Raw genomic sequence first — 17,986 nt, forward strand, 5'->3', positions numbered from 1 at the left:
GGGCGCGGTGAATCGGCGTACAGAGACGCTCATGCCCTGTTTCACCCCTTGCCATTCTACGCGGTCTTCGCGGGGCGGTGCGGCCTTGGCGTTGGTCGCGTTGCTGGGGCTGGCGAATGCCACGGTGGCGCAGGCGGGGGGGCCGGGCGATAGCATCACCGCGGCGATCTGCGGCGGGCATGGCACCGTGACGATTCCGCTCGGACGTTCGGGCGAGCCACCCGGCCAGCGGCGCGACTGTCCGACCGGCTGCCACGCGATGTGCAGCCGCAGGACGGCGGCCGATCTGATCGACGACGGCGAGGGTGACTGAGCACGGCATCGGGACAATTACGTACAGGCGTGGGGCGCTGTTCCTGTGATAGCAGGGACATGGGGACGCTCACCAACAGATGCGCGGAATGCGACGTTCGCGACATGGGCCTTTGCGGCGCGGCGGATATCGACGAACTGTCATCATTGAGCGCGATCGGCCGACGGCGCGCGGTCGCGGCGGGGCAGGTGCTCACCTGGGCGGGCGACGACAATGTGGTATGCGCGAACGTCGTGTCGGGCATCCTCAAGGTCACCGCCTCCACCTCTGATGGTCGCGAACAGATTGTCGGCCTTGTGTTTGGCGGCGATTTTGTCGGGCAGCTTTTCGAAGAAACGTCGTCGCTGACGGTCACCGCACTCGTCGATAGCGATCTGTGCGTCTATCCGCGCGAGCGCTTCGAGCGTGTGGTGGCCGAGGTGTCGGCGATCGAACGAACCTTGTTGCGCCGCACGGTCGCGTCGCTGAACGAGGCGCGCGAGCGAATGCTGACGCTGGGCAAGCGTGGCGCGCAGGAGCGCGTTGCCGGTTTTCTGCTCGATCTGGTGGATCGGACCGGGGTGCGGTCCGCCGACGGATCGCTCAGCATCGATGTGCCGGTCAGCCGGGGCGATATGGCGGATTTCCTCGGGCTGACCATCGAAACCGTCAGTCGTCAATTGACGCGACTGAAGGTGCTGGGTGCAGTCACGCTCGCGCGGGGTGGGCGAGCGATCGTCGTCAGCGACCGTGCCGCGCTGGAGGCGCTTGCCAATCCCGATTGAGCGTGCGGTGAGACGTTGATCGCGATGAAAGGGCCGCCTTTGTGGATTTTAGGCGCGGCGGTGGATAGGCTTGCGTTTTCCCCTCTGGCCTTGCGGGACCATGACGCTGCCCAAACCCGGTCCTTCTCCCGAATTGCGCGAGGCCCGGCGGTTGCTCGGCGTCGATCCGGTCGCTGCGGTGGAATATGCGCGGCGGGCCGTGGCGGTGGAACCGCAATCGTTTGAAACGCGCTTTCTGCTTGGCGCGGCGTTGCGGCGGAGCGGGGAAATCTCTGCGGCTTGCGCGGTGCTGGCACCGCTGGCGACGGTGCGGCCCGCTGCGTGGGGCTTGCACTACGAATATGGAACGGCCTTGGCGGCGCTCGGCCGGTCCGATCTCGCCATCGCCGCGCTGGAACGCGCGACCAGCGCCAATCCGCAATCGTCGCTCGCCTGGCATGCGCTGGGGGACCAGCTCGCGCTGCGCAACCGCGCCGACGCTGCGGTCGCAGCGCAGATGCGCGTGGTGCCGGGCTATGTCGGCGATGCCGCGCTCGCCGATGTCGCGAGTGCGCTCTTCGCGCGCGAGGACCCGCGCGCTCGCGCGGCGCTGTGGACGCGCTTCGGGCTGGACCTGAACGATGTCGCGGCTGTCCGTCTGTTAGCCGATATCGGCATGCGCCTGGGGCATTTCGCGGCGGTCGAGCCGTTGCTGGCCGCGGCGGTGGCGACCGCGCCCGCTTTCGCGCCCGCGCGGTTCAGCCTCGCCCTCACGCTGCATCGGCTCGAACGCGGAGCGGAGGCCCTCACCGCGATCGAGCCGGTGGTGGAGGCGTATCCGGGCAGCGCGATGGTGGTCGGTTTGCAAGCGGCGATCCACATGCAGCTCGGCAATGTCGCGCAGGCAATCGATGCGTATGAAGGCGTGGTGCGGACGACGCCCGAGGATAGCGAGATGTGGCATGCTTATGGCCACGCCCTGCGCGCGATCGGGCGACAAAGCGATGCTGTCGCCGCCTATCGTCGCGCCATCGCCATTGCGCCCGGCTCCGGTGAGGCATGGTGGAGCCTCGCCAATCTCAAGACGGTGCGCTTCGACGCCGAAGATATCGCGCGGATGCAGGCGCTGCCGAAAGCGGCCAGCGCCAATCCCGGCGACCGCGCCTATCTGGATTTCGCGTTGGGCAAGGCGCTGGAGGATGAGCGCCGCTATGCAGAGGCGTTCGACCATTATGCACGCGGCAATGCGGCGCGAAAGCGACTGGAGCCGCACGATGCCGCGGCGCATCGTCGCTTCGTTACGCAATCGATCGCCGCGTTCGACACTTCGCTGTTCGTGCGAGCGGCGGGCGCTGGGTGCGATGCGATCGGCCCGATCTTCGTCGTTGGCATGCCGCGATCGGGCTCGACGCTGGTCGAACAGATCCTCGCCAGCCATAGTCAGGTCGAGGGCGCGTCGGAGCTGCCGACGCTGACCGCGCTGGCGCGGGACTTGGCGACCGCCAATCCGGGCTATCCTTCTTCGATCTCGCAAGTGCCGCTTGAGACGTTCGCCGAGCTTGGACGCGCCTATCTAAAGCAGACCGAGGTGTATCGCAGCGGTGACCGACCATTGTTCGTCGATAAATTTCCCGGCAATTTCCTGCACGGCGGCCTGATTCATCTGATGCTGCCGAACGCGCGCATCATCGATGTCCGGCGGGATCCGGTGGCGTGTTGCTTTTCCATTTTCAAGCAGGCGTTCGCGCGCGGGCAGGCGTATAGTTATGATCTGGAAGATTTGGCCCATTACTATCGCGATTATGTGGCGCTGATGGCGCATTTCGATACGGTCTTACCGGGCAGGGTGCACCGCATTGTCTATGAAGATCTGGTGGACGATGCCGAGAGCGAAATCCGCCGTCTGCTCGGTTATTGCGGGCTTGCTTTCGAGCCGCACTGTCTGCGCTTTTTCGAGACCGGACGGAATGTGCGCACGCCCAGTTCGGAACAGGTGCGCCGCCCGATCTTCCGCGACGCGCTGGACCAGTGGCGTGGCTTCGAGCCGTGGCTTGGCCCGTTGATCGAAACGCTCGGCCCCCTTGCCAGACCCGTCACCGATCGGCCATAATCGCAATTTGGAATGCCCCTATCTGATTATTATCCTTCTCGCTTTTCGGGAATCGGGTGAGCTTCTTCAATCGGGGATCAGATCCAAATTCTCCGCAAGCAAAAGGCATGAAGCCTGATGCGGCAGCGCGAGGATCTGACGGGGCGTTTACGACAAGGGGGGACTATGACGAAGTTTCATGCTCAATCCGGCCCGTTGGGCCGTCGCACGCCTTTGCTTGCTACTTTGCTGGCATCTGCGGGAGGCTTGGCGCTGCTGGCACCGCAAGCGGCTTTTGCTGCGGCAGACCGTGCTGCCCCCCTTCCCGATACGGGCGCGGCGGCAGCTTCGTCTGCACAAACGCCCCCCAAGGACGGCGAGCTGACCGACATCGTCGTCACCGCAACGCGCTCGGGCGCGGAATCGCTGCAGAAGGTGCCGATCGCGGTGTCGGTGGTGAATGTCGATCAGGTCACCAAATCGGGGCAGGGCAATCTGTCCGATCTCGCCAAATTCACCCCCTCACTCGTCATCACCGAAGGTGCGCCGGGCTTCAACAAGTTCAACCTGCGTGGGCTTGCGACGGGCGGCTATGTCACGTCGGACACGTCGGATCGTCCGCTGGTCGCGGTCTATCTCGACGACACGCCGATCTCGGTGCAGGGGCAGACGCCTGACCTGAAGGTCTATGATCTCGACCGCGTCGAAGTGCTGCGTGGGCCGCAGGGCACGCTGTTCGGTGCGGGTTCGATGGCGGGCACGGTGCGCTTCGTGACGGCGAAGCCCGATGCCAGGAGCTTCTTCGGCACCGCCGAAGCGAGCGGCTCGACCACCGAGCATGGTGCCGGCAGCTACAATGTTCGCGGCATGGTCAACATTCCGCTGATCAAGGATCAGCTTGCGGTGCGCGGCAACATCTTCGTCGGCAACGATGGCGGCTTCATCGACAATATCGGCCAGCACAAGGTCGACAACGCCAATAGCAACCGCTCCACCCAGGGCAGGGTCGCGGTACGCTGGACGCCGACCGACGCATTGGTCGTCGATGGAAGCTTCACCTATGAGGACAGCCGCGCCAAGGGGCTCAACACCGGGCTCAATGGCCTTGCGCCCTACACCTATGAGAGCAATGGCGCGGAGGGGACGCGCGACCTGTTCAAGCTCTACACCGGCGGTTTCGATTATGATGCGGGCTTTGCCAATCTGATCGTCACCGGAGCGTATACCGACCGCAAGATCGGTTTCAACGCGAGCCCGGATCCGCAGATCGGCTATTATTTCGCCAGTTATTACGCGCCCTATACCGGGGCCGGCAAATACCCGCTGTATAACCCGCCAGCCAGCTACAACCACGCCGTCACCAGCCTGATCCCGGCTGAAAACTATACGATCAACCAGAAGCTCAACGATTTCATGGCCGAAGCGCGGCTGGTGTCGAAGAACGATGGCCCGATCAAATGGACGGTCGGCGCTTATTACGAAAAGCAGAACCGGCATCTCGTTCAGGACATTCCGGTCGCCGGGTTCGATACGCTGTCCTACCAGAACGCCGCGTTTGGCCCGTTCGCAACGCCGAGCGGCCTGTATGATTCGAAAACCGTCGATGGCGCATTCAACTCGAACGACATTTTCTCAGGCCTGCAGGACGTCCACGAGCATCAGTTCGCGGCATATGCCGATGGCACCTGGCACGTCACGGATCGGCTCGATCTGACCGCTGGCCTGCGCTACTTCAATTTCAAGGAAAACTATTATCTGTACGAAGGCGGCGCGTTCGGCGTGCTGCTCGGCAAGGATGCGCAGGGGCGGACGACGGGCATCACCCAGTCGATCACGTCCACGCTCAAATCGAACGGGGTCAACCCGCGCGCCAACATCTCCTACAAGCTCAATGACAATGTGCTGGTCTATGCCGAAGCGGCCAAGGGCTTCCGCTATGGCGGTGCCAATCAGCCGGTGCCGCTCGGCACGGCGGGACTGGCCGGGCGCTGCACGACGCAGCTCAATGCCTATGGCTATACCGCCGCGCCGGGGACGTTCGGGCCCGATAAATTGTGGAACTATACGATCGGCGAAAAGGCCAAGCTGGCGGGCGGCCGCGTAACGCTCAACGCCAGCGCTTATTATATCGACTGGTCCGACGTGCAGACGCGGTTGCGGCTCAACTGCTCGTATTTCTTCACCGACAATAAGGGCAAGATCGCCAGCAAGGGCGTCGAGCTGGAGGCGGCGGTCAAGGCGACGCGCAACATCACGCTCAACGGCAGCTTCTCGTTCAACGATTCGAATGCGCGCGGCGATATTCCGACGGTCGGCGCGTTTGACGGCGACCGCACGCCCTATTCGCCGCAAGTGACCGCGTCGGCAGGGGCGTTCTACGATACCGATCTCGGCAGCGGGTCGCTGCATCTGCAGGCAACGTACAAATACATCTCGTCGCAGCAGACGACGTTCAACAATTTCTCGACCACGCTCGATCCCACCACCAAGAAGCTGATCGTCGACAAAGCCAGCAATGGCGGCCTCAGCCAGACCTTCGCGGTGATCCCCGAAAGCCATAATGCGAGCGCGTCGGTCACCTATGACATCGGCCAATTCGAATTCGGCGTTTTCGGCAACAATCTGTTCGACGGCGTCAAGGTGATCGATATCCAGCGCGCGACTTACTATGCGATCTATCAGGCGGGATCGCGCGTGACCTATGCGCGCCCGCGCACGATTGGCGTGCGGGCGAAGGTGAAATTCTGACCGGAACGGGGAGGGCGGCAAACCGCTCTCCCCATCGCCTTCAGTCGCGGAACACGATCGTCCGCGCGCCATTGGCCAGCACGCGTCCGCTCAGATGGAGACCAACCGCGCGCGACAGAACGCGGCGCTCGATGTCGCGGCCCTTGCGCACCAGATCCTCCGCCGTGTCGGCGTGGCTGATCCGTTCGACATCCTGTTCGATGATTGGCCCTTCGTCGAGATCGCCGGTCACATAGTGCGCGGTCGCCCCGATTACCTTCACCCCGCGCGCATGGGCCTGATGATAGGGCTTGGCCCCTTTGAATCCGGGCAGGAAGCTGTGGTGGATGTTGATGCAGCGGCTGGCGAATTTGGCTGCGAGATCGTCCGACAGGATTTGCATATAGCGCGCCAGCACCACCAGATCGGTGTTCGCGGCCTGATGGATCGCCCAGATCTTGGCTTCCTGTTCGGCCTTGGTCGCGGGGGTGATCGGCAAATGGTGGAACGGAATGCCCGCCAGATCGAGTGCGGAAAAGGTGTCGGCCGGATGGTTGGAGACGATTCCGACCACGTCCATGTCGAGCTCGCCGATGCGGCGGCGGTAGAGCAAGTCGACCAGGCAATGGTCGAACTTCGACACCAGGATCAGCACCCTTTGTCGGGCATCGGCCGGGCGGAGCGTGAGCGTCATGCCATAGCCTTTGGCAAGCGCGTCGAACCCGCTGTGCAACGCCGCCGCATCGCCGTCGCCGGGGATGGAAAAGGCGGTGCGCATGAAAAAGCTGGCCGAATCTGCGTCGTTATACTGGCTGGAATCGGTGATGTTGCCGCCGCACGCCAGAATGTGGCCGGACACGGCGGCGACGATGCCGGGCCGGTCCTGGCACGACAGCGTTAAGATAAACGGCTGAACGGGCATCATGTCTCCGCAGGTTTAGGGGCGGCGTCCATGCCGAAGGTCCGCACGCGTAGATCGTCGACCGCATAGCTGCGCACGCTCGTCCAATAATGATAGGCCGCCCAGAAACCGGTGAGCGACAGCGCCAGCAACGCATAGCGCAGCGATGCGGCATTGCCGCCCAGCGGCCCGGTCAGCATGTCGCTGATCCAGCCGACGACGGTGGGCGCGATGATGAGGTTGGCGACATTGGCGGTGAGCAAACTGATCGCCATGCCTTGTGCGCGCATCGGGGCCGGCATGAAATTGAGCAGCAGCGCCATGGTCGGGCCGACATAGAGATAGATCGCGGGCACCACGATCCACAGCATCGCCGTCGCCACGGTGAGCGAATGCGTCCAGTAAATCAGGAAGGACGGGATCGTCGATGCCGCGACGATGACGGCGAGCAGCCGGGCGATCCATTTCGGATCCTGCATTTGCGGCAGCGCGAGGATGGCGCTGGTGGCGATCGTCGCGACCGTGCCCGCCCAGAAATAGATCGTGCCGAGGCGCGCGCCTGCCTCTGCGGTGGACAGGCCGTAAGCGCGCTCGAAATAGGTCTGCGTCCAGAACAACAGGCCCCAGCCCCACAGGCAAATCACCGTGCCGGCCGCGTTGATGTGCCACGCAGATCGCTGTGTCCACAGGAAGCGGCACGTCTCGACAAAGCTTGCAGCGGGGGCGCTGTCTTCGGTGACCAATTCGAAGCGGCCGCGTACCGGCTCGCGCACGGTCAGCAGGATCAGCAGGCCGAAAATCACGCCGGGCACGCCGAGCGCGATGAAGGCCGCGCGCCAGCTATGGAAATGCTCGACGATCGCACCCGCCAGGCTCGACCCCATCCACGCACCAAGCGGCAGGCCCAGCGCATAGATGGTCAGCGCATAGGCGCGCCTTCCGCGCGGGAAATTGTCGGCGATGATCGAGGTCGAGGGCGGGGTGCCGCCCGCCTCGCCGATGCCGACCGCGATCCGCGCCAGCAGGAATTGCACATAGTTTTGCGTCAGGCCGAGCAAAGCGGTCGCTGCCGACCAGAGGATCATCGCGCCTGCGACGATGTTCCGCCGATTGGCGCGATCGGCAAAGCGCGCGATCGGCAGCCCAACGAAGATATAGAAGAAGGCGAGCGAAACGCCGGTCAGCCAGGCGACGCCTGAATCGCTGAGGCCGAACTCCTTGCGGATCGGTTCGAGCACGGTGGCGACCACGTAGCGATCGGCGATATTGACCGCATAGACCAGCCCCAGCACGAGGACGACATACCAGCGCGCCGATTCCAGGCGCGGTGTCGTCGATGTCATCATGCTGGCCCCCATTGTGTTCGTTTCCCCGCCGTCAGCTGCCGTCGGGACTGTTGCACGGTGCAGGCGGCGGTTCGGTTACCCCGATGGCGCGCGTCCACAGATCGACCAGACTAGCGGCGTAACTGCTTGGCAGATAGACCTCACACGCGGTGTCGCTGATCGGCGCGATCCACACCGGCACATGGTGGATCGTTGTCGCGGCGATCTGGCCGGGGCCGAAATCCGGATTTTCGGAATCGAACCAGCCGCTCACGCTCAGCAGCCCGCGCCAGCCGGGGCCGGTGAGCGTGGCGCGGATCAGGCCGCCGCCAAGGGGCGACAGCGCGCCACGATCGGCGATGTGCGCGGTGATTGCGGGCGCGTGCTGCGCGGCGTCGATCAACCACCAGCGTCGCGGCTCGACCGGCAGGGTCCGCCCGGTTGGAAGATTTGGCGGCTCCGAATCGTCCCACAGGTCGAGCGCGATGACATCGCCCGCTGCGGCTATCGCCAGGGTAACCCGCGCCTCAGTCACGATAGCGTGTCCCTTCGGCATCGTAGAAAAGCGGTGCCGTAACGGTAACGCGGGCCGACTGGCTGCGGGTGGGAGACGTGGCGACCAGGCTCTCGCCGATCCGCATTCTCCCTCCGGCGAGCAAGCCCAGCGCGACCGCGCCCTCGCCCAGCACGCGCCCGGTGGCGGAGGTGACATGGCCCAGCACCGGCTCTCCGGTTGCGGTGACGAGCATTGCGCCTTCCGGGATCGGCGTGTCGCTGGTCAGGCCGACGAGCTGCAGGCGATCGGGGGCCGACAAGGCTGGGCGGGTCAACCCCGCCGCGCCGATGAAACCGCCGCTCTTGCGCAGCATCCGTTCAAGCTGGAGGTCGTGCGGGGTGGTGCGGCCATCGGCCTCCGCCCCGATCACGATATGGCCCTTTTCGATCCGCAGAAATTCGAGCGCCTCCAGCCCATAAGGCGCACCGCCGCGCGCACGGGTCGCCGTCTCCAGCGCATCCCACACCGTGCCAGCATCGCTCGCCACCGCATAGAGTTCGAAGGCGCGTTCGCCGCTATAGCTGGCGGCGAGGATCAGCACAGGCACCCCTGCGATTTCGGCATAGGCCAACCCCATATGCGCGGGCGGAGTGATGCCGGTCAGTTCGGCCAGAATGTCCTTCGCGCACGGTCCGGCCAGTGCGATCCCGGCGAAATGCTCCTGTTGCGCCACCACCGACACGCGCAAATGCGGGGCGAGCACGCGGTGGGCATAGCTGAGATGCGCCTCCATCCGCTCGGCCCCGCCAGTCGAACTGGTCAGCAGATAGCGGTTTTCCTCCAGCCGCCAGACGGTGCCGTCATCCATCACCATGCCGTCTTCGCGCAGCATGAAGGTGTAGCGCCCGCGCCCGACCGCGAGCTTGGCGATGCCGGTCGCGCACACGCTTTCGAGCAACGCCGCCGCATCCGGCCCGACCACCGCGAATTTGGCGAGCGTCGAGATATCGACGATCCCGGCGACGGTGCGCACTGCACATGCTTCGCGCACCGCCGCCTGATGCAGCGTTTCCCCCGCCACCGGATAGGCGCGCGGCCGGTGCCACAGCCCGAGCGGCTGCCAGAGCGGGGCGAGGCGTTGGTGGCGATCATAGAGCGCCAGCCTCCGGCTCGGCGCGGCATGGCCGCCGCCATCGGCCCCGGCCAGCGCGCCCAGCGTCACCGGCGTGAACGGCGCGCGGAAGGTGGTGAGCCCGGCTTGCGGGATGGTCACCCCGGCGACGCTCGCCAGTCGCGCGAGCGCGGCCATGTTGCTGGTCTTGCCCTGATCGGTCGCCATGCCGAGCGTGGTGTAGCGTTTGAGATGCTCGACCGAGCGATAGCCTTCGGTCCAGGCGAGATCGATATCGGCGGCGGTTACGTCATTCTGGAAGTCGATGAAGCTGGTTTTGGGGTTTGGCAGGTCGGCAACAGCCGTGCCGACCGGGGGAAGATCGCCCGCGGCCGCGCCGACGCTCGACACCGCTTGCCGGGAGGCACCGGGCACGAACGCCTGGATTTCCTCGTGCCAATCGAGCGCGCCACCCGCCTGACTGTGGAGATGGACGACGGGGGTGAAGCCCCCAGAAACCGCCAGCAAATCGGCCTCGAAGCGCGTACACTCGGTCCAGATATCGGCCTCGACCGAGTGCAAATGATGCCGTCTGCCCGAGGTCGAGATCGGGAAGGCGTTGGTATGGACCGGGTGCGCGGCGGCGTTGGCGATGGCGCTTTTTTCGGCGCGCGAATCCAGAATGGCGACGACGGTGCCGCCCGCCGCTGCAATCGCATCGGCAGTGGCATAGGCATCGTCATTGTTGGTGGCGATGACGACGCGCTGGCCCGGCAGCACTTTGAACCGTTCGATATAGCGGCGCACCGCTTGCGACAGCATCACGCCGGGCCGGTCATTCCCGGCAAAGGTCAGCGGCCGCTCGATCGCGCCGGTCGCGAGCACGATGCGGCGCGCGCGAACATGCCATAGCCGCTGTGCGGGCTGACCGGGAGCGGGCGACTGGCCGGGCTCCACCAGGCGCTGGACGAGCGTGACGAAGCCATGATCCCACACACCCGTTGCGGTGGTGCGCGTCAGCACGCGCGCTTCGTCGATCGCTTCGCTCACTATGCGGTCCTGTTCGACCAGCAGCACGCGCTCGCCTGCTTGCACCCCGGCACGCGCGGCGGCGATACCGGCGGGGCCGCCACCGACCACCAGCACATCGCAAAAGGCCGAACGGTGTTCGTAAGGGTCGGGGTCGGGCGTGGTCGGCGCCTTGCCCAGCCCGGCGGCGCGACGGATGAAGCGTTCGTACAGCAACCAGCGTGAGGGCGGGCCGAAGAAGGTCTTGTAATAGAAGCCCGCCGTCAGGAAGCGCGCGGCGAGCCCGTTGATCGCGCCCAGATCAAAAGCAAGGCTCGGCCAGCGATTTTGGCTGTGCGCGACGAGGCCGTCATAGACATAGACGTCGGTCGCGCGCGTATTGGGTTCGCGCCGTCCGCCTTCGCCAACCGTGACCAGCGCATTGGGCTCCTCAACGCCCGCACTCAGGATGCCGCGCGGGCGGTGATATTTGAAACTGCGCGCGACCAGGCCGATGCCGTTGGCCAGCAACTCCGCCGCCAGCGTATCGCCGGTGCGCGCGCGCAGCGGAACGCCATCGAAGGTGAAACGCAGCGTCGGCTCCGGGCCGCCGGGCAAGCGCGATGGGCCGCTCATCGATGCAGCGCCGGGTCAAAGGCGGCGACCGATGTGATTTCGTGCGTCTGGCGGTGGCGGCGCAACACCAGCCACTGCCGACAGCCAAAGGCGTGTCGCCACAATTCCTCATCGAAGCCGCGCGGATTGGCGCGCGCGTAGAGCCGCCGGACAGTTTCGTCTGCGGGCATATCCAGCGTCACGACCGAATCGAGCGTGCGTTCATAGCTGAACTCGCTCTGCGCGCGCGCTCCGCAAGAGGGGCAATCGATCTGCAGCATCAGCGCAACTGCGGCAGGACGCCGACGCCTGCTTCATCGATGGTCGCGCCACGCGCAAAGCGGTCGAACGCAAAGGGTGCGGCGAGCGGGTGGTTGTCGCCGGTCGCCAGCAAATGCGCGTAGCACCAGCCCGAAGCAGGCGTCGCCTTGAAGCCGCCGTAACACCAGCCGCCATTGAGATAGAGCCCGTCGACTGGCAACGCCGACAGGATCGGCGATCCGTCGAAGCTCATATCGGTCGTGCCCGCCCAGCACCGCACCATCCGCAAGCGCGACAGCGCGGGCACAAGCGCGATCGCTTCCGCCGCTGCTTTTTCGATCCTTGGTGGCAGGCCGCGCTGGGCGTAGCTTGGGAAGTGATCGGGGTCGCCGCCCAGCACGATCCCGCCTTTGTCCGACTGGCTGATATAGCAATGCAGCGACTGCGACATGATGACGGTGTCGATCATCGGTTTGACCGGCTCGGTGACGAAAGCCTGCAACGTCTGCGCCTCGATCGGAAGCTGGAGGCCCGCGAGCGCCGCGACCGGGCCGCTATTGCCCGCCACGCAAATGCCGATGCGACCGGCAGCGATGGCCCCCCGCGTCGTCACGACACCGCTCACCCGCCCGCCGGTCATGGCGAAGCCGGTGACTTCGCACTTCTGGATCACATCGACGCCCAGCGCATCGGCGGCGCGCGCATAGCCCCAGGCGACGGCATCGTGCCGCGCGGTGCCGCCCCGGCGCTGGATCAGCCCGCCGTGAATCGGGAAGCGCGCATCGGGTGCCATATCGAGCAGCGGCACCAGTTTTTGCACCTGCGCGCGCGTGAGCAAATCGGCATCGATCCCGTCGCAGCGCAAGGCATCGCCGCGCTGCGCCAGCACCGTCATGTCGCCGTCCGAATGGCCGAGGAACAGCGCGCCACGCGGGGAAAACATGACGTTGAAGTTGAGCGCGTCGCTCATCCCCTCCCACAAATCGAGCGCGAAATCGAACAAATCGTGCAGGGGTTTCTGGCGGTAGTTAGAACGCACGATCGTCGTGTTGCGCCCGGTATTGCCGCCGCCGATCCACCCCTTTTCGAGCACCGCGATGTTGCGCAGGCCGTGAACCTTGGCGAGGTAATAGGCCGTGGCCAGGCCATGCCCGCCGCCACCGATGATGACGATGTCATAGGATTTTTTGGGCTCAGGGTCGCGCCACGCCCGCTCCCAGCCGCGCTGCCCGGTTAGGCCCGCCTTGAGCAGCGCCAGTGCCGAATAGCGCTTCATGCCGCCCACCCGCGCTGCTCGCGCCAATCGGGTTCCAGACCCTTGAAGCGCGCCAGACCAAGCTTGGTAATGTCGGCGAAGGAGCAGGTGCCGTCGATGACGAGATCGCGAAGAGCATGGCCGCTGGCGGGCGATAGGCCAAAGCCGACCCCCGACATGGTCGCGACGGTAACGTTGGCGGGATGGTCGAGCCGGTCGAGGATCGGGCGGCCATCGGGGGTATTCTCGATCACCCCCGCCCAGGAGCGAATGACGTTCAGGTGCGCGGCCTTGGGGAACATCTCCGCGACACGGCGGGCGAGGTTGCGGATCAGCGGCGAGGTCGGGCGCGCTTTCGGGCCGGTCTCATCCACGTCGATCCACTCATGCGGTCCGCCGCCAAAGGCGAGATTGCCGCGCAGCGTCTGCCGCCCGTACAGGCCATTGCCATCGACGCCACCGATCGACATCAGCGGGGCGGGTTCGGTCACGATCATTTCGGCGCGGGCCGAGGCGAGCGGGAACTCGACGCCAAGGGGGGCAAGCAGCATCCCCGATTGCGGCCCCGCCGCCACGACCAGGGCATCGCAGGCGATCCGCCCGCGCGGCGTATCGATCGCGACGACCTTGCCGCCTGCGGTCTCGATCGAGCGGGCCGGGCAATGTTGCAGGATGCGCCCGCCCAAATCCTGCAGCGCCCAGGCATAGGCCTGCACCGTGCGCTGCGGATTGGCATGGCCGCCGAAGCGCAGATGAATGCCGCCGAGGCAGCTCTGGTCGGTCAGCGGCACCATTTCCTGCGCCTGCTGGCTGTCCAGATCATCGACGCGGTAGCCCATCGCGCTGCACATCCGCCCGACTGCGCGGTAATGGGCGAGCAGGTCCGGATCACGTTGGATGATGATGCGTTCGCGCTGATATTCGGTCGGGTAGCCGAGCAAATCGTCCATCTGCGGCCACAACCGTTGCTCCTCGGCGAAGAGCGGGCTCTGGTAATGCGAGGCCCCGCCGCCATTGCGGCCCGAGGCTTCCCAGCCGACGATGCCTTTGTCGAGCACGACCACGTCGAACCCGTCGCGCGCCAGCCACCAGGCCGCGCTGAGCCCGGTGACGCCCGCGCCAATCACGACGACCGCCGCGCCCTTGGGAAGCTCTGCCTCAGACATGCATGTTGCCGCCCAATCCCGCGACATGCTCCGCCTCTTCCGCCGTGCCGATCACGGCATAGGGCGTCCATTGCGTCGGGATGCCGAACCACACGTCCCATCCCGCCGTCATCGCGGCGCTTTCCTGCCAGTCGGCAAGGATGCCGAGCGGCACGGGCCGCACCGGCGCGCGGAAGCTGGCGACGGGCACCGCAGCGAGCGGGATGCCTTGCTGTTCGGCGAGCAGGCACGCCACCTGATCGCGGCAACGCCGCCCCTGGCACGCGCCCATCCCGGCGCGGGTCAAGCGCTTGATCTGGTCGGGATGGGCGGGCCCGTCGTTGATGAGCGACGCGAGCGAGCGCGCTGCCATTGCCTGTGGCCGCTCGAGATAGCGGGGCGGCTGCACGCCAAGCACATCGGCGCGGGTGACCTCTTCGCACTGGCAGACAATCGTATCGGGGGTGGCGGGCTGGCTGAGCGCGGTGGACCAGGCCTGGAGATAGGCGGGGTCGGGCCGGGTGACGGTGGCGGCGTCGCCGATCAGGCGGATCGTTTCGCTGGGGCGGGTGCCTGCCGCATCGAGCAATTCGGTGGCCGGAGTGAGGCCGAGCGCGAGCACGATCGTGTCGCAGGGGATTTCCAGCGCGCCTTCCTTCGCCGGGGAAGGAAGACGGGTTAGGGTAACGCCTTCAACTCCATCGATCCCGCTGCGGGTCGCAGCGATGTTGTGCCCCAGCAAAATCGGAACCCCCGCCGCCGCCACTTGCGCCGCCAGCGCTGCGGGGCCTTGCACCGTCTCCGCCACCTCGACCAGCGCCGCAACCGCGATCCCGCGCGCGAGCGCGAGCAGCGCCGTTTCCAGCGCCAGCGCGCCCGTTCCAAGGATCACGATCCGCTGACTCGCCAACGCATCATAGCGCGTCAGCAATGCGGCAAAGCCTTGCGCGCCCATCACCCCCGGCTGGTTCCACCCGGCAAAGCCCAACACCAGATCGCGCGCGCCGGTCGCCAGCACCAGCCGCCCGAACCCGACCATTGTCGCGGCTTCGGCATCGGCAATGCCCAGCATCGGCTCGGGCAAGGCGCGCAGTGCGGGGCCGTTGACATACAGTCCCCAGGCACAGGTGCCGAGCCGGACATCGACCCCGGCGGCGAAAGCGGTTTCGAGCGCCGGATTGCTGGCGAACACCTGCTCCAGCATCCGCGCGGGCTGTTGCACCGCCGCCGTCATGCGACCGCCGTAGAAATAGGGAACGTCACTGCCGATCAATGCGCCCGGCACCGGATTTTCGTCGATCAGCAACACCGACGCCCCGTCCGCCGCTGCCGCAATCGCCGCCGCCGTGCCTGCGGGGCCTGCGCCCACTACCACCACATCGAAGCGCGCATCGGGCGCGGGCACCTTGCCGTCGATCGCGTGGAAATCGCGCACCGTCATACCGCGTCGAGCGCTTGGGCAAGATCGGCCAGCAAATCCTCGACATGCTCGATCCCGACCGACAGCCGTAGCGTGGCATCGGTAATCCCGCCCGCCGCGCGTTCCGCAGGGGTGAGCGCATAATGCGTCGTGGTCGCCGGATGCGTGATGAGCGTTTCCGATCCGCCAAGGCTGACTGCAAAACGCAGCAGCGTCAGCCGGTCGAGAAAGCGGAACGCCTCCGCCTCGCCGCCGACCACCGCGAAGGAAAAGGTCGATCCCGCCGCCTTGCATTGGCGATCATACACCGCGCGTGCGGCGCTGCCTTCGGGCAGGAAGCCGAGATAGAGGATGCTCGCCACCTTGGGGTGATCGCGCAAAAATTCGGCGATGTGGCGGGCATTGTCCATTGCGCGCTCGACCCGCACATGCACCGTTTCCATCGATCGCAGCAGCAACCAACTGGTATAGGGGTCGAGATGGCTGCCAAGCGTGGTGCGCAACAGCCGGAGCGGCGCGACCAACGCTTCGCTGCCGCTGACGCCGCCCGCGAGCAAATCGCTATGGCCACCACAATATTTGGTCAGGCTGGTCATGCACAAATCAGCCCCCAGCGCGATCGGGCGCTGCATCAATGGCCCGAGCAAGGTGTTGTCGACCACCACCAACGGGCGCAGCCCGGTGCGCGCGCCAACGGCGTCGGCAATGTCGACGACCAAGGCGATGTCGACGATCGCGGCGGTCGGGTTGGCCGGGGTTTCGATCACGATCAGCTTGAGCGGCCCGTGGCTGAGTGCTTCCTCGACCGCAGCCGCGATGCTGGCGCGGTCGCACCCGTCGGTAAATTCGGCATGGCTGACGCCGAAGGCGGGCATCAGCCCGGTATAGAGCCCATTGGTGCCGCCATAGATCGGTCGGCTGAACACCACGCTGTCGCCGGGGCGCAAATGCGCGAGGGCGATCGCCGAATGCGTCGCCATGCCGCTGTTGAACACAGCGGCGGCTTCGGCCCCGTCCAGCGCCGCCAGCCGCGCCTCGACCATGTCGAGGCCGGGGTGGCTCAGCCGGGCGTAGATATGGCCGGGGCGCCCGACTTCGGGGCCGGTGCCCTCGAAATACGCTTCGTGAATGTCCTTCGCTTGCCTGGCCGAGGCGTAGGCGAAAGTCGAGGTCATGTAGATCGGCGGCTTGGCGGCGTTGGCGGCGCTGGCCGGATCGTAGCCCGCGCGCACCGCGAGCGTTTCGGGACGCCACACGGGAGGAGTCTCGTCGCTCATCGCGCCGCGCGATCAAGATAGGCGTTGGCCTTGGCGCAATACCAATCGACGAAGCGCATTGTCAGCGATTCGGCATCGGGGCTGTACGGGCCCGGCGTATAGCCCGGCGAATTGACGCCAAGCTGGTTATTTTCGGCCAGCTCCTTGTCCTGCAAATTGGTGCGCGTCCACAGGTCGGTCAGCGAGGCGATGTCATAGTCCACACCCTCCACCGCATCTTCATGCACCAGCCATTTGGACACGACATGCGTTTCGGTCGGCGACACCGGATATGCGCTGAAGGCAAAGGTATATTCGGCGGTCGAATGGCAGAAATTGTTGGGTTCGATCGCCCAGCGCAACGAGCCGGTATCGCCGCCGCCAATATCGCACATCAGCTTATTGACGGTGAATTGCCCGTCGGTGCTCATCGCCACCGTGCCGTCATTCAGCGGAAAGCGCACCGCTTGCCACCAATCCTCGCCCACTGGCCCCATCGGCATCGCCAGATCGGCCATGCGCCGTTCGAAGCGGGTCGCGGTGTCATCGGCGAAATCGAAATAGGCCGAGGCATTGATCGGGAAGGATCGCGAGAGTTCGGGGTGGCCGCTCGCGCAATGATAGCATTCGCGGCCATTTTCCATCACCAGCTTCCAATTGGCATATTCGACCAGCGTCGCTTGATGCGCGAGCTTGGCATGGCCAAGGTTGTGCGGCGCGAGCAGCGGCGTCAGGTCGCGCCGTATCGTGGCGATGTCGGGTGGCGTTTCGGCAAGGCAGACGAACACGGCCCCGGCAACGCGTTCGAGATGGATCGGCTTCAGGCTGTGCTCGCCCTTGTCGAAGACTTCGGGCATCCGTCCCGCCGCGAGCAGACGCCCGTCCAGACCATAGGTCCAGCTGTGATAGGGGCAGATCAGTCGCGCGACATGGCCTTCGCCGGGCTTGCACAGGATCGATCCGCGATGGCGGCAGCTATTGTGGAAGGCGCGCAATTCGCCGTCGCGGCCGTGGACCACCAGCACTGGCCAGCGACCGATCATGAAGGACAGATAGTCGCCGGGCTGGCGCAATTCCGCCTCGAACCCGACGAACAGCCACGACTGGCCGAAGATCGCCGCCAGATCGAACTCGAACGCTTCCTGACCGGTATAGAGCGCCTGGGGCAGCGAATGGCCGACCGGACGCGCCTGTAGCAGTGCCGAAATATCCCCGAGGTTCAAAACCGAAATCCTCCCACCTGCCCACCATAGAAGAGTGACATGGCGAGGAGGCGATGCTGAAATCGCATTTGCGCATGGCGATATGCCAAAAGCTGTGG

Annotated in this window: 14 protein-coding genes; 4 read left to right on the forward strand and 10 right to left on the reverse strand. The window is 65.6% G+C overall.

All coding sequences use genetic code 11. The features are described from left to right. Positions 1–31: 31 nt before the first annotated feature. From ACP7BY_RS11530 to ACP7BY_RS11545, 4 genes are all read left to right on the forward strand, one after another. A complete protein-coding gene (locus ACP7BY_RS11530) occupies positions 32–313 on the forward strand; it encodes a hypothetical protein (protein WP_426288144.1) in 282 nt (93 codons plus the stop codon). Between the two features lie 59 nt (positions 314–372). Further along, positions 373–1,077 carry a Crp/Fnr family transcriptional regulator gene (locus ACP7BY_RS11535; protein WP_033963729.1) on the forward strand — a complete coding sequence of 235 codons (705 nt, stop codon included), beginning with the start codon at positions 373–375 and terminating at the stop codon, positions 1,075–1,077. Positions 1,078–1,177: 100 nt separating this feature from the next. Then, positions 1,178–3,166: a tetratricopeptide repeat-containing sulfotransferase family protein gene (locus tag ACP7BY_RS11540; RefSeq protein WP_137903002.1), complete on the forward strand. Its 1,989-nt coding sequence runs from the start codon at positions 1,178–1,180 to the stop codon at positions 3,164–3,166. Between the two features lie 165 nt (positions 3,167–3,331). After that, positions 3,332–5,893 (forward strand): TonB-dependent receptor, encoded by a 2,562-nt coding sequence (locus tag ACP7BY_RS11545; protein ID WP_249340873.1) that lies wholly within the window; start codon positions 3,332–3,334, stop codon positions 5,891–5,893. Between the two features lie 40 nt (positions 5,894–5,933). Here the strand turns inward: ACP7BY_RS11545 and purU are convergent, their stop codons facing one another. The 10 genes from purU to ACP7BY_RS11595 are packed head-to-tail and all read right to left on the reverse strand — an operon-like array spanning position 5,934 to position 17,888. Continuing rightward, positions 5,934–6,794 carry a formyltetrahydrofolate deformylase gene (purU, locus tag ACP7BY_RS11550; RefSeq protein WP_137903021.1) on the reverse strand — a complete coding sequence of 287 codons (861 nt, stop codon included), beginning with the start codon at positions 6,792–6,794 and terminating at the stop codon, positions 5,934–5,936. Beyond that, positions 6,794–8,119 (reverse strand): spinster family MFS transporter, encoded by a 1,326-nt coding sequence (locus ACP7BY_RS11555; protein WP_033967176.1) that lies wholly within the window; start codon positions 8,117–8,119, stop codon positions 6,794–6,796. Before ACP7BY_RS11555 ends, purU begins: the two co-directional genes overlap by 1 nt. Positions 8,120–8,150: 31 nt before the next feature. After that, positions 8,151–8,633: a sarcosine oxidase subunit gamma gene (locus ACP7BY_RS11560; RefSeq protein WP_137903001.1), complete on the reverse strand. Its 483-nt coding sequence runs from the start codon at positions 8,631–8,633 to the stop codon at positions 8,151–8,153. After that, positions 8,626–11,349: a 2Fe-2S iron-sulfur cluster-binding protein gene (locus tag ACP7BY_RS11565; RefSeq protein ID WP_137903000.1), complete on the reverse strand. Its 2,724-nt coding sequence runs from the start codon at positions 11,347–11,349 to the stop codon at positions 8,626–8,628. The genes ACP7BY_RS11560 and ACP7BY_RS11565 overlap by 8 nt, the downstream gene beginning before the upstream one ends. Continuing rightward, positions 11,346–11,609, reverse strand: a complete 264-nt coding sequence (locus ACP7BY_RS11570) for a sarcosine oxidase subunit delta (RefSeq protein WP_033965013.1) — start codon at positions 11,607–11,609, stop codon at positions 11,346–11,348. The genes ACP7BY_RS11565 and ACP7BY_RS11570 overlap by 4 nt, the downstream gene beginning before the upstream one ends. Then, entirely contained in the window at positions 11,609–12,865 is a 1,257-nt protein-coding gene (locus ACP7BY_RS11575) for a sarcosine oxidase subunit beta family protein (RefSeq protein ID WP_033965025.1), read from the reverse strand. The genes ACP7BY_RS11570 and ACP7BY_RS11575 overlap by 1 nt, the downstream gene beginning before the upstream one ends. Continuing rightward, a complete protein-coding gene (locus ACP7BY_RS11580; protein WP_231565092.1) occupies positions 12,862–14,010 on the reverse strand; it encodes an NAD(P)/FAD-dependent oxidoreductase in 1,149 nt (382 codons plus the stop codon). The genes ACP7BY_RS11575 and ACP7BY_RS11580 overlap by 4 nt, the downstream gene beginning before the upstream one ends. After that, a complete protein-coding gene (locus ACP7BY_RS11585; protein ID WP_137902999.1) occupies positions 14,003–15,430 on the reverse strand; it encodes a (2Fe-2S)-binding protein in 1,428 nt (475 codons plus the stop codon). The genes ACP7BY_RS11580 and ACP7BY_RS11585 overlap by 8 nt, the downstream gene beginning before the upstream one ends. Beyond that, positions 15,427–16,686, reverse strand: a complete 1,260-nt coding sequence (locus ACP7BY_RS11590; protein ID WP_033965015.1) for a cystathionine gamma-synthase family protein — start codon at positions 16,684–16,686, stop codon at positions 15,427–15,429. Before ACP7BY_RS11590 ends, ACP7BY_RS11585 begins: the two co-directional genes overlap by 4 nt. After that, on the reverse strand, positions 16,683–17,888 hold the full coding sequence (locus ACP7BY_RS11595; protein WP_033965016.1) for an aromatic ring-hydroxylating oxygenase subunit alpha: 1,206 nt from the start codon (positions 17,886–17,888) through the stop codon (positions 16,683–16,685). Before ACP7BY_RS11595 ends, ACP7BY_RS11590 begins: the two co-directional genes overlap by 4 nt. Between the last annotated feature and the right edge of the window lie 98 nt (positions 17,889–17,986).

The organism is Sphingomonas sp. PSPC2-2, assembly GCF_049897725.1.
Taxonomy (GTDB): Bacteria; Pseudomonadota; Alphaproteobacteria; order Sphingomonadales; family Sphingomonadaceae; genus Sphingomonas.